Origin of the sequence: Paraglaciecola sp. 25GB23A (assembly GCF_040012495.1) — a bacterium.
GTDB lineage: Bacteria > Pseudomonadota > Gammaproteobacteria > Enterobacterales > Alteromonadaceae > Paraglaciecola.
Genome location: NZ_JBDYKM010000003.1, coordinates 101,141 through 113,965 on the forward strand (window position 1 = coordinate 101,141; position 12,825 = coordinate 113,965).

General features: G+C 41.6%; 11 protein-coding genes and 1 tRNA gene. 5 read left to right on the forward strand and 7 right to left on the reverse strand.

Annotation, left to right across the window (positions count from 1 at the left end; all coding sequences use genetic code 11):
• Nucleotides 1–626: 626 nt before the first annotated feature.
• The 7 genes from ABKW31_RS07755 to nlpI all read right to left on the reverse strand — a co-directional run bounded on the left by ABKW31_RS07755 (nt 627) and on the right by nlpI (nt 8,095).
• On the reverse strand, nt 627–2,195 hold the full coding sequence (locus ABKW31_RS07755; RefSeq protein ID WP_348615756.1) for a diguanylate cyclase: 1,569 nt from the start codon (nt 2,193–2,195) through the stop codon (nt 627–629).
• A 414-nt stretch (nt 2,196–2,609) separates the two neighbouring features.
• On the reverse strand, nt 2,610–3,434 hold the full coding sequence (locus ABKW31_RS07760; protein ID WP_348615757.1) for a transporter substrate-binding domain-containing protein: 825 nt from the start codon (nt 3,432–3,434) through the stop codon (nt 2,610–2,612).
• Nucleotides 3,435–3,885: 451 nt separating this feature from the next.
• Nucleotides 3,886–3,975: transfer RNA gene (locus ABKW31_RS07765), tRNA-Ser, on the reverse strand.
• A 240-nt stretch (nt 3,976–4,215) separates the two neighbouring features.
• Complete coding sequence (locus tag ABKW31_RS07770) at nt 4,216–4,830, reverse strand: beta-phosphoglucomutase family hydrolase (protein ID WP_348615758.1); 615 nt, start codon at nt 4,828–4,830, stop codon at nt 4,216–4,218.
• A 113-nt stretch (nt 4,831–4,943) separates the two neighbouring features.
• The gene (nadA, locus tag ABKW31_RS07775) at nt 4,944–6,002 is read right to left on the reverse strand and encodes a quinolinate synthase NadA (RefSeq protein WP_348615759.1); all 1,059 of its coding nucleotides are present in this window, start codon (nt 6,000–6,002) and stop codon (nt 4,944–4,946) included.
• Between the two features lie 92 nt (nt 6,003–6,094).
• Complete coding sequence (locus ABKW31_RS07780) at nt 6,095–7,180, reverse strand: hypothetical protein (RefSeq protein ID WP_348615760.1); 1,086 nt, start codon at nt 7,178–7,180, stop codon at nt 6,095–6,097.
• 6 nt (nt 7,181–7,186) lie between these two features.
• On the reverse strand, nt 7,187–8,095 hold the full coding sequence (gene nlpI, locus ABKW31_RS07785; protein ID WP_348615761.1) for a lipoprotein NlpI: 909 nt from the start codon (nt 8,093–8,095) through the stop codon (nt 7,187–7,189).
• A 248-nt stretch (nt 8,096–8,343) separates the two neighbouring features.
• On the opposite strand from nlpI, the gene cdd reads away from it, so the two are divergent.
• From cdd to ABKW31_RS07810, 5 genes are all read left to right on the forward strand, one after another.
• A complete protein-coding gene (cdd, locus tag ABKW31_RS07790; RefSeq protein ID WP_348615762.1) occupies nt 8,344–8,754 on the forward strand; it encodes a cytidine deaminase in 411 nt (136 codons plus the stop codon).
• Nucleotides 8,755–8,984: 230 nt separating this feature from the next.
• Nucleotides 8,985–9,677 carry an ABC transporter ATP-binding protein gene (locus ABKW31_RS07795; protein WP_348615763.1) on the forward strand — a complete coding sequence of 231 codons (693 nt, stop codon included), beginning with the start codon at nt 8,985–8,987 and terminating at the stop codon, nt 9,675–9,677.
• A gap of 4 nt (nt 9,678–9,681) precedes the next feature.
• Nucleotides 9,682–10,662, forward strand: coding sequence for a hypothetical protein (locus ABKW31_RS07800; protein WP_348615764.1), 981 nt, complete (start codon nt 9,682–9,684; stop codon nt 10,660–10,662).
• Nucleotides 10,652–11,635, forward strand: a complete 984-nt coding sequence (locus ABKW31_RS07805) for an efflux RND transporter periplasmic adaptor subunit (RefSeq protein WP_348615765.1) — start codon at nt 10,652–10,654, stop codon at nt 11,633–11,635. Before ABKW31_RS07800 ends, ABKW31_RS07805 begins: the two co-directional genes overlap by 11 nt.
• Nucleotides 11,632–12,822 (forward strand): HlyD family efflux transporter periplasmic adaptor subunit, encoded by a 1,191-nt coding sequence (locus tag ABKW31_RS07810; RefSeq protein WP_348615766.1) that lies wholly within the window; start codon nt 11,632–11,634, stop codon nt 12,820–12,822. Before ABKW31_RS07805 ends, ABKW31_RS07810 begins: the two co-directional genes overlap by 4 nt.
• Nucleotides 12,823–12,825 lie beyond the last annotated feature (3 nt).

Sequence of the window (12,825 nt, forward strand, 5' to 3'; positions counted from 1 at the left end):
AGTTAAATTAGTTTTTAGCTGTTTATAGCGAGGAATATTTATTACTTTTCATTTTTCTCTGTGTTAAATGTGACTGAGTTTTACTCATTACCAAGTATCAGATACGTTAGGCACCGTAAAACAGGGCGTTAACGCATTATTTGTCCGAAGAAAGGATATTAATTTGCACTTAAGCGCACCACTCATTGCTTACAAGGCTTAACTAAAAACCCATTCTAGAAACCAAATATTTCATATCATTTGACATTATTTACAATGGGTGTCTTGTTAGTATTGTGCGAACCGCCACAGTAAGACAGTAAGTAAGTTGCACCCTAGTGACTAGGCAACTAAGGGTTGAGATTGGGGACCTGGGTAATCAATTGATCTAAAGATTGATGCTATACCGTCGGATGTGTTTTTTATCTTTGGGTTAAATTTAACCAAAACAGAAGCTATCTCCCGTCCACTTTAAGCCATTTTTTTGATTTTTTGACTCGATGCCGCTGGGTGAGTGTCCGAGTAGATGCAAGGTATGTAAAAACTGTCCATCGAGATCAATCGTGTCACCATCAACTAAATAATGATAAATCGTCGAATTATTACCCCCACAAAGCAGAGTACCGCCTCAAATAACGATTTTGAGTTTAGACACTATAGGTTTTAATCACATAACGATTACGACCTTCCGACTTAGCCTGATATAAGGCATTGTCGGCAAGCCTTAAAAAATCATCAGGATTACTGTTTCGTAACTTTTCATCGGCATGTTCAATAATCGCCGCCCCTATACTCATGGTCAAAATATTGCTCACCGCAGAAAAGTCATGTCGAATATTTAATTCCTGAATCAAACTTTGTATCGCTTCTATCACCTGCTTGCACTGTGCGTACTGACTTAAAGGTAAGATAACAACGAACTCCTCGCCTCCGTATCTAGCGACCAATTCATGGGGTCTTGCTATTCGTTTGTGCAAGGCTTGGGCGACCGCAATTAGCGCGCTATCACCAGCAAGATGGCCGTAATTATCGTTATAGGGTTTGAAAAAATCTATATCACACATCAGCACAGCCAGAGGTTCATTGTTGCGTAACATAGACTGCCAGCTAGTAATAAAATGTTTTTCAAACGCACGTCTATTAGCTATATTGGTCAGCCCATCATGCAAAGACAAATTTTCCATCACATTTCTCTGCTCGCTTATAGTATCGATCAGCTGATTAAAATCTTGATTAAGTGTATTAATTTCAGTGATTAAAGCGGTACTTTTGAGCCTTTTCAGTTGTTCTTTTTCGAGCATGTGCCCCACTGTATTAATACTGTGAATTAAAGGTCTAAGTAAGGAAAAGTTCACCAATAACAATAAAGAAAGAGGGATGATTGCCAACAAGGCGATAATTGACAGGGTTTGATTATCGAGTAGTTCTAGTTCTTCGTAGAGCGAATGCTCAATATCTAAATTAAGCACCGGTTGACCATTTATATCGCCAACAAAATAGTGTCTTATTTTTTTGATATCGATAATTTCAGGCTTCAACATTAAATTTTTGCCCTGCAAAACAGCATCAGTGGCTTGGGAGGAACTACTAATTTTAACCCCAGCCAACTTAGAAACAGCTGCCATCACCCCCGGTCGTAATTTGCGAGCAAACAATAAAAAACCAACGTTAGGTCCCGATTTATCCGAATGCCTTAATAATGTCGCCGAATACAAAGTGGGACCAATATTACTAAGCATAAATCCAGACATCTGAGGCACTGTATAGTTGTTATCGCTACTTTTGATTTCCAGCAATTTTTTAAGAACCTGCTTGTGGAACTCTGGTTTGATGCCAATATCAATTTCCTTTTCTTGTTCCCAGTCAAATCCCATATTCCAAACTACTTCTCCTTGTAGATTAACATAGGAAACAGCGTCTATTTTTAAGGAAATGAAGGTATCGGAAATAAAGTTATTGTTAATGAATTCAGGGGAAAGATCCTTTATAAAATCATAGCTGTCATTCCACACGCTGTAGTCATAATTGATGGCTTGTAAGAATTCAAATTGGCTGTTGAATGACAAAAAAACCGTACTCATTTCCCTCTGCTGGTAAGCCAAAACATTACTCTTCAATAAAGGAATAGACACTAAGGCACGATAGGTGAGTAATGCACCAACCAATACCAACATTAACAATACAGAATAAAGGAAAAAAAATTTCCGAAGGGACATTTACTGGCCTTACTACTGATGAACTATATAAAAGATAGTTTATATATATTTATATACCTCAAGTTTTCAGAATACTGTTGAATAAATCTGAACAAATCCTAATGTCTTAGGAGATAAAAATGCCGACACAGCTTGCCTTATTAACATATACAGATCCAGTTTAAATTCGTTCAACGGTCAAAGCGGTAGTTTACCCGTCACCAATACAACATGACGCCCCCTTTTTGAGTCCTTTTTGTTTAAGAGCATGCAGGATAGGCGCAAACTCGAAAAACTGTATCGTTATATTATCCGGTCTGGGGACCAGAAAAAGGCTGGCATTAACCCTTTACGACAAGATTCTTTGCCACCTAGCTCTCTATCTACCGTTAATGTACTGCGAGTAACCGGCGCAGTCATATGACCTTCAAGTCACTAATTATCCTCAATGCCCACTACTGATGGATTGGACGACCATTTTTCGGTTATTTTCTGCAACCTGCCATCTTGTTGCATCTGTTGAAAAGCTCGATTTAACTTGTCTATTGTGGTCTGTTCAAGATGTTTTGATACGCCAAAATAGGCCCCGGATAAGGCGTTATCAATAGTCGACTCTCTGATCACAAATTCTGAATATGCGTTGATATGTCCGTCTTTGTTGGCTGCCATTAAACTTCGAGCTTCAAATTCATCTTGAAAAAATCCAAATATGCGATCTTTATGCAACATTTCAATAATTTGTCTTCTTGTTGCGCTTTTCCAAATGTGGCCGTTGAATTGTGTATTGTGCTCTAAGATATCATCTAAAGAAGGACTGTAACTGACGCCTATCACATGGCCTATCTGCTGTTGTTTAAGTTCGAGTATGCTAATCAATTCATCAATGTTATTAATTGTTGTTCCTTGATTCGACTTTAATACAACTAAGCCAACTTTAGTTGTACGTAAAGGGCCTATCCAGAACATATTTTCGCTTCTTTGTTGGCTTTTAGTTAAATTTGCTATTAGGTCGATACGACCTTCCGCGATCTCCGTCATTGCGCGTTTAAACGGCATCAAGATCACTTTGTATTTTAAATCAGTGTCCGACATCAGTTCGTTTAACACATCTACATCCATTCCATGCCATCCCAAAGCGTTTTTAAAACCAGAAGGGTAAGCATTCTCATTAATACGGACCACAAGCTCTTCCTTGGCCTGAGGGTTGGTTGAATAAAAAACACTTAAACAAGCAAGTAACAACAACGTTTGCTTTTTCATATTAATATATTCTCTGTATGTTTCGAGATACCACCTTAATGACTCTAAACCAAAGACGTTTTTGCGACAACGTTTTTGGTATCACCACTTAACGCTTAACAAGACAGCCATTCTAAAAAACAAATATTTAATATCATTTGACATTATTTACGATGGGTGTCTCGTTAGTAGGTGTTTTGTTAGTAGCTATCCTCCCCCGTCTGACAAATTATACTCTGTGTATTTGGTCTTTGGGCTTTGCGTGGCTCACTTTTGTATTGGTAGGAGGTTTGGTTGATTTTGGCATTTTAGTGACGCAACTTTAGTAAAATTGTCCATAGTGTTACTTTAAGTGTTACAAAAGTAAAAGGTGTGACTAATGCATGCAGGACATTAGAGGCATAAAAAAACCCGCAAAAGCATGTATTTAGCTGCTCAGCGGGTCGTTATTGGTTCTCTTTGAACCTTCATTTGGCGGAGAGAGAGGGATTCGAACCCTCGTTAGGTTTAACCCTAAACACACTTTCCAGGCGTGCGCCTTCAGCCACTCAGCCACCTCTCCAAATTTTGTCTTTGCTTTTCGATTATATCTCGGACTTAACACGTCTCTGATGATCTGCACACCGGCTGTCCAACCAGTGCTTCGCGGCTAAAGCCACTCCTACAGCCAAGAAACTGTGCGCTCCAGCGAAAGAGGCGCGTATGTTAGGGAAAACTGTTGGACTGCGCAAGTGATAACTGCAAACTAGCGTATAACTTGCTTATTTATTGGCTATTTTGCATTTTTTATTACGCTTTCACCTTAATCACCGATTTGTTCGCGTCGCTCGACAGGCAAGACTATCTTACCGTAAACCACCATGATGCAGTCCATGCCAGCGTTTTGGGCGGCTTGTCGGCCGATTTCGGTATCTTCAAAAACAACACATTCTTCAGGCTTTAAACCCATGTTTTTCGCAACGGTCAAAAATGTTTCGCCATGAGGTTTACCGTAGGTAACATCGGTAGCGGTAACGACGGTTTCAACTCTGTCGAGTAAGCCTGTTTCAGTCAGCATGCTTATAGCATTACTGCGCTCTGAGCCAGTACCTACACCCATTTTAAGTATACCTTTATACCGTTGCATGACTTGAAAGGTTTCATCGATGACGCTGGGACTATCATTTAGGTCGAGAAAAGCTTGACGCTTTGTCTCGGTCACTTCATCTAAGTCGTGGTTGCGGCCATATTTTTCATTGAGTAGTTTTACAATTTCTCTAGTGGGTACGCCACCAAGGTTATGAATATAGTCACCGTCGTAGGGATAGCCATACTGTTGGCAGGTTTGTTGCCAAGCTGTGCTATGTGAGCCCATTGAATCGATCAAGGTTCCGTCCATATCAAAAACGATACCTTTATAGCGACTTAAATCTGGCATATATCACTCCTCATTGTTGTTGCAAATTTTAGACTCATTAGTCAGTTATGCGGCCTAAAAATGAAAAAGCCAGCAAAGCTGGCTTTTATCTTGTAGCTAATCTAAAAACTGAACTATAGGTTACCACTCACTTTCATTTTTAGCTGTGCTGAAAAATCAAGCATACGATCAAGCGGAACTAAAGCGCGTTGGCGTAGTGCTTCATCTACAAATATTTCATGACCGCTGTTATCTGTCAGTGATTGATAAATGGCTTGTAAACCATTCATCGCCATCCATGGGCAGTGGGCACAACTTTTACAGGTAGCACCGTTGCCAGCGGTGGGCGCTTCAAGCAATATTTTACCTGGCGCTGCTTGCTGCATTTTGTAAAAAATACCGCGATCGGTCGCCACTATAAAATGACTATTGGGCAAGGTTTTTGCTGCATTGATCAATTGAGTTGTTGAACCAACGGCATCAGCTAAGGCCACTACACTGGCGGGTGATTCAGGATGGACCAATACCGCAGCATCGGGGTATAAATGTTTCATATCTAATAAGGCTTTCGCCGAAAACTCGTCATGTACGATGCATTCGCCCTGCCACATCAGCATATCGGCGCCGGTTTGTTTGGCGATATAGGCCCCTAAATGGCGATCAGGAGCCCAGATGATTTTTTCACCCAAAGAATCTAGATGTTCAACGATTTCTAGGGCAATACTCGAGGTTACTACCCAATCAGCGCGGGCTTTTACCGCAGCTGAAGTATTGGCATATACCACGACCGTGTGATCAGGATGGGCATCACAAAAGGCCGAGAATTGCTCGACTGGGCAACCAATATCCAGCGAACAAGTCGCTTCTAGCGTTGGCATTAACACGGTTTTTTCAGGGCTCAAAATTTTAGCTGTTTCGCCCATAAATTTTACGCCGGCCACGATTAAGGTATCGGCTGCGCAGTCTCGGCCAAAACGAGCCATCTCAAGTGAATCAGAAATACAACCGCCGGTAGCTTCTGCTAAGGCTTGAATTTCTGGATCAGTATAATAATGCGCAATTAAGGTCGCATTTTTCTTTTGCAAAAGTGTTTTTATTTCTTGCACATAAAACTGCTGTTGTTCAACAGACAATGTTTTAGGTTTAGCAGGAAATGGGTAGTCGACTTTTTCGACGGCGATAAGCTGTGACATAGATAACCTGAGGCGCTGACTCGATACTATCGGGAAAATAACGTCTGGGTATTATACCCATATGAAATAAAAATGACATCTTGTGCGACTAATTAACGCACACTGGCTTGATGGTATTGCTCGTAGCGCTTGCGCCAATACAGGGCTTGAGGATCGCTTGGCTGCTCATCAAAGGCTTGCGCAAAATTAATAAAGGCAGGTGTTAGATTTTGCTGCCGTTGTAAAGCTTTGTGCCAAGCAGTTAAATAAAAATCAGGAATACGTGTGACATCGTAATATTCCATAAATGTCATTTTAGCACTGGGTTTGAAGGCTTGGGTGGCATGATTATCACAGGTGCGCGCAGGCGTAAGAGCAACATCGGTTTTCTGCTTAAGTTGCTGCCAATATTGCGTATCAATTTGGCCTTGGCTCACTTGTTTAAACACCAAGTTGGGTGCCCTAGCTTCATTGCAGACGCGTTTGGCTAATTCCGCGGATAAAGGGTATTCATCGACAAATCCGGCAAAGTGGGCCAGTTCATGCACAAAGACATCGTAAGTATCTTGCTGATCGAGATACATAATGCCGTTATGCACATAGGCTTTTCCCTGTTTGGCGAACACCACTAAATGGGTAAATTGTTTGTTTTCGAGTTTAGGTGCTAAAGGTTTAATGTCACAACTTATGCGACTCTGTTGGTTTTCATTAAGACAAGGCAATAAGTCTGGCGCAAAAACAATCTGTGGGGCAATGCAAATAGGTAATGACGTCAGTCGTTTGTCAGACTGAAATAGCTGCATAAATCGGCTGGCTTGTACTAAGGATTCAAGTTCGGTACTGACCAATAAAATTTGCTGTAGACACCCCTTCGATGCCCATATTTCCGTTGGCAAAGTCGGCTCATGCTTGACTTGATTTTCAGTTAGCCAGCCTTGAACATAATGTTGGTAGACCTTCGCGTCGCTAGCGCCTAAGTTGGCGGCAAAGCTAAAGTCTTGTAAAGCGAGAGAATACTGTTGTAGATGCCACTGTGCCAGCCCTTTTACTAGGTACTGATTAGCGGCCTCAATGTCTTGCTGTGGATCACGTTCTAGGGTGAGAGTCTTAGGGCCAGGCGATAGGGCCGTTATTGTTATAAGTAATAGGGGTAAAGCCGCAAGCGTTACCCCTAAAGCTACAACAAGCTGCTTAAACACGGCGAGTTATTGGGCTTGAATATCGGCAGAATCTTCTTTGTTAGCATCTTCACGCAGTAAATTTAGCTCTAAACGTGCATAACGATATTCAACATATTCAAACACATTGGTACTGAGAGCCAATTTAAAATAGTTAGACGCTACACCACGGTTTCCCCGTGCGGCATGATATTTACCTAAGTAAAAATAGGCTTCACACAAGCGGTCAGTTAACTGCTGCTGGCTGACTACACCTTGAATAAGTCCGCTGAGGAGTTGATTTTCAGTCACTCGGTCTAAATACAAGTCCACCATTCGGGTGGCCCAGTTGTCGTTATCTAGCACGTTACGGGCTTTTTCTAATGACTTAAGAGCCGCAGCCGGATCAATTTGACTGGCAGCTAAGTAACTCCACAAGGCTCGGTAAGGGTCGGTCTCATCTTTAGCATAAAAGGCACTCAAATCTTGCACTGCTAAATCAGGGCGACCGCCATAATACAAAGCAATACCACGATTTAAAAAAGCAAAATCATAATCTGGGTTTATATCTAAGGTCGCGTCAAAGGCTTCATAGGCCTGAATAAATTCCATCTGCTGAGTGTAGTGCACCCCTAGGGCGTTATAGGCTTCAGCTAGATCAGGTTTAAGTTGTATGGCTTGATTAAAATCATACTGGGCTAACCCAGCCAAGCCCACACTGTCGTATAACATACCTCGCTGTTGTAATAATTGCGCACGCTCTTCGTCTTTTAAATTGGCTTGCGCCAAAATCTGGTTATAACGAGCGATAGCCATTTGCGAGCGAGCACTCATGGGCGCAGGTTCAGCCAAGAGTAAATTACTCATTTGACCGTGACTTTGCTGTTGAGCTGTATTTGAGGCACAACCTGTTAATACAGCACTACAAAATAATAAAGAGATAAGACGTTTATACATAATTAGAGAATGACTGATATAACCTGGTTGAGATTAACAAGGACGGGCTCAACGTTAAGTATACTGCTGCTTTGCCGTCATCAATAATCATTGAAAGTGAAAGAATGGTAGTTACTTAGAATCGCGCAATTGGGCTTAAAAGTAAAGATAAGGGCGGTACTTGTGGCTAAATTTATCAATATAACTTGTATCAAACGGTAAAAATAAGACAAACTGCGTGGCCGAGAATTGTTGTACCCGAGGAAACCATGTCTGCAACTCTTAGCGATCTGCACACACAATTACTAAACAAAGCGCTATTAGCGCAAAAAAACGCTCATGCCCCCTACTCGAACTTTCAGGTTGGCGCAGCTCTTATTGATGATACCGCCCAAGTTCACAATGGTTGTAATGTCGAGAATGCAGCTTATCCCTTAGGCCAGTGCGCTGAAGCTACAGCTATTGGTAGCATGGTAGTGAATGGTGGTAAAAAAATCCGCGAAATATTGATTGCCAGCCCGAATGATGACTTTTGCCCTCCTTGCGGTGGTTGCCGACAAAAAATAGCCGAGTTTGCTGATAAACATACTCTAGTGCATCTGGCTACACAGCAAGGCAAGCTAAAAACGGTGACATTTAGCGAATTATTGCCTCTTTCATTTGGTTTTAAACCAGAATAATCAAAAGCTAAGAGTATTTGATAGTCATTACTATTGTTTACTTTTAGCTTATGCTTTTTTGTTAAAATGTTGGCAAATTAATAATCCGTAATTCTTTGGCGACACGGTGGCAATAATACACATTTTGAAACATTTAATGACCCTTATTCAGCTGTGTTTCAATGTCGCTTTGTTGCGTCAGTCTAGCCATCACAGTAAGGTTAGCGTCTCGTCATTTTTCAGTTAACACTATGTTAGAACTTCGTAATATTTCCAAATCTTTTATCAATGGCGCAGAACAAGTACATGCCCTAAATGACATTTCTTTGTCCATCCAAACTAACGAATTTGTTGCATTTATGGGCAGTTCGGGCTCGGGAAAGTCGACTTTGATGAATATATTAGGTTGCCTCGATGCGCCCAGTAGTGGGCAATACTTGCTCGACAATCAAGATGTTGCCAGTTTGGACGATGACACCTTGTCGCGCATCCGCAACAAACACATTGGCTTCATCTTCCAGACCTTTCATTTACTGCCTAAACTCGATGCCATTGCAAACGTTAAATTGCCACTAAGATACACTGATGTCAGTGACGAAGAAGCTACGAATCGGGCTATTGCCTTACTTGAAAAAGTGGGCTTGGGCCATCGTATGCATCATAAACCATTTGAAATGTCGGGTGGCCAGCGTCAGAGGGTGGCCATTGCTAGAGCGTTGATTAATAACCCTACTGTGGTACTTGCAGATGAACCAACGGGCAACCTAGACAGTAAAACATCAGTAGAAATTATGGGCTTATTAACCGACCTACACAAACAAGGGCAAACCATTGTCATGGTAACCCATGAAGATGATATTGCTGCTCACGCCCAACGTGTAGTAATGATGCGTGACGGCAAGGTTCTCGACCTTGATTACAAGATTAACCCAATTACAAGGTAACAACATGGCTAACATACTGCGGAAATTTATACTGTTGGGGGCAGCAATTTACGGTGTTAACTGCTGGGCCGATGAAATTCCATTGTTGTTAACTGGCGAAGTGGCGTCAGCACAAAGCCAAACAGTAACTGCACCTAAAAGTTCAAGTTGGCAAATTCAAATTCAATGGTTAGCAGAGGAAGGCGCCATAGTACAACAAGGCGACCTAATTGCTGTTTTTGACTCTGGCGGCATTCAAACCCAATTAGAAGAGAACCAAGAAAATCTGCAAACGCAAAAATTGCAGTTGATCAAAACCGAAATGGATTTAAACCAAGCCCTAGTTGAAGCAGAAGGTCGAGTCAAACTGGCGGCTATTTCAGTCAAAAAGACCCGTATCGAAGCAAACATCCCAGATGGCGAAGTGAGTGACTATGAAAAAGGAAAATTTGTTATTGCCTATGAAAAGGCCCTGATGGAACAACTTAAAGCGCAAGAAAATCTCATTTTAAAACGTACTGAACGTGATGTAGGTATATCAAAGCAACAAATTGAAATAACCAAACTAGAAGAAAAAATCACTTATGATCAGGGGCAAATCGAAAAGCTCAGTGTCAGTGCTGCTATGACAGGTCCAATATCCCATGTTATGCATCCATGGATGCAGCAAAAAATTTCAGCAGGCACAAATGTGCAAACCTCATGGGAAGTGATTAGAGTGCAATCGCAGTCTTTATATCAAGTAACATCGTGGGTCCATGAGATTGATGCAATGAAACTCAATATCAATGACGGTGTGTTAAAATTAACGTTAGATGCCTATCCTCAGCACTCATACAAAGGCAAAATACTGAGCATGAGTAGTCAAGCTGAGCAGCGCAACCAATGGAGCGATAGCGCTTATTACCGTTTGGACATTGCCTTCGATGAAGCGGTAAAAGACGATATTTTTCCCGGTATGAGTGTGCGCATTGAACAGCAAGAAGGAAGTATGGATGAAAACTAAAAATAGCCTGCTCGCTGCCGCCTGTATATCTTTGCTAGCTGCATGCCAAGCAGACGTAGTTGAACCACAAGAGATTGCCACCATTAACGTGACGGCCTCGGCAGAATTAATTTCCTTAAAAAACGCCACACTCGGCCCCCCTAGTGTGTCACGTATGTGGCAATACAAAATTGAATTTATGGCCCGAGAAAATCAATTAGTCAAACAAGGTGACAAGATAATTGTGTTTGATGCTCAGCGCTTAAAAACAGACTTAATTGGTCATGCCAGTCGTTTAGCTGCTGAGGTCAAAAAGGCAGAAAATGAAAAGCTTAAGGATGATGCGACTGAACAAGATTTAATTTTAGCTTTAGCTGAAGCCGAGATGAATTTTCAAAAAGCCAAACGTAAAGCCGACATCACTGATGCCTCTCGTTCACGAATAGAGCGCGACAAACAACAGGCTGAATACGAATACCAAACTGAAAACCTAGCCCAGGCCAAACAAAAATTGGCACACCACATAAGAGCTATGGACATCAACCGAAAAGTTGATCAAGGCGCGATTAACATGCTGCAAAGTCGCGTTACTAGCATTGAACGCGACATTGCCAAACTCACGGTCAGGGCCCCAAAAGATGGGTTAGTCATGTATACCGCTGATGATGATGGCGAAAAAGCCGCAGTTGGCCAAACGGTTTGGATGGGCCGCAGTTTAATGCAGTTACCCTCTTTAGACGACGTGGCAATAAAAGCTGAGTTTGCCGAGCCGGATACGGCAAAATTACATACAGGGCAGGTGGTTAAAGTGATATTTGAAGCCTATCCAGAAAATGCTTATATGGGCAAAATTTCCGAACTGGGCAAAAGCTACTACCCCAAATCAAACTCTAATGCCAAAGTGGTATTTGATGCACTCATTGAACTAGATGATAACAAACCTGAGGTTATGCGTCCTGGCATGAAAGCCAAAGTGGAGGTAATAGGCTCATGAATAGACTGACTATTCGATATTTTGCTTTATTTACTGCCTTGGGGTTAAGCGCCTGCGCCGACCCAGACATTGCCACCATTCCTACCTTCGAGGTAAGTTCACGTCCTTTTGAAATCGTGATCCCTGCATTTGGCGAACTTGAAGCGGCAGAAGCTCAAACTATAGCAGCACCTGGGCGACGTCCGATGATGATTGAATGGCTGGCGCAAGAAAATAGCAAGGTGACAAAAGGGCAAGTTGTGGCGCGTTTCGACGCTGAACTATTGTTATTGGATAGTCGCGAAGAAGAGCTAGAAATGATGTTGCTCGACAAAGACATGCGTCAAACCTATGCCGAAAAAACCAAACAAGAGAATGAACTCAATTCAGAAGAAGTGTTTGTTGGCAAAGAGTTTAAATTTGTCGATACTTTTGCCATTGATGACATGCGTTTATATTCCAAAATAGAAATTATCGACACTTTGTCGAATCGTGATTATTTGGGGGCTAAAGAAGAATTCATTGATTGGAAACAAGACAGCATAGGTGAACGTAATCAAAGTTCGGTACAAATATTAGATATCCGTAAAAAGGGCCATGAAGACAAATATTTGCAGCACCAAGAGGCTTTGTCTCAATTAGAGATATATGCCCCTTATGATGGATTGTTGGTTTATGAAAAAAACTTTCGTGGCGATAAACCCAGTGTCGGGCAAACCGTATTTCCCGGCAGTACCATCGCTAAAATTCCGAATTTAGAAAAGATGCAGGCCAAAGTGTATGTGCTCGACAAAGATGCAATTGGTTTAAAAGAAGGGCAAAAGGTTGAATTACACCTAGAAGCCTTACCAGAGCAATTACTCAATGGTGTGGTTGACAGCGTATCGGGCTTTTCGCGCACCATAAAACGTGGAAATCCAACGAAATATTTTGAACTAACAGTCAATATTCCACAAAGTGATATTAAACTGCAGCCGGCCCAAAAAGTGCTGGCCAATATCAAAGCAAGTGAAACAAGCAATAAAATCACCATACCTCTGCAAGCTATTTTTAACGATAAGAGCGAAAATTTTGTCTATCTACAACAAGGTAAGCACTTTATTAGACGTGCTGTTTCAACCGCAGAAAAAAACCTGCATTTTGTCGAAATCATTGATGGTCTTAAGCCAGGCGATGTTATTGCCCTCAGCATTCCAGAGGGAGTATAGATA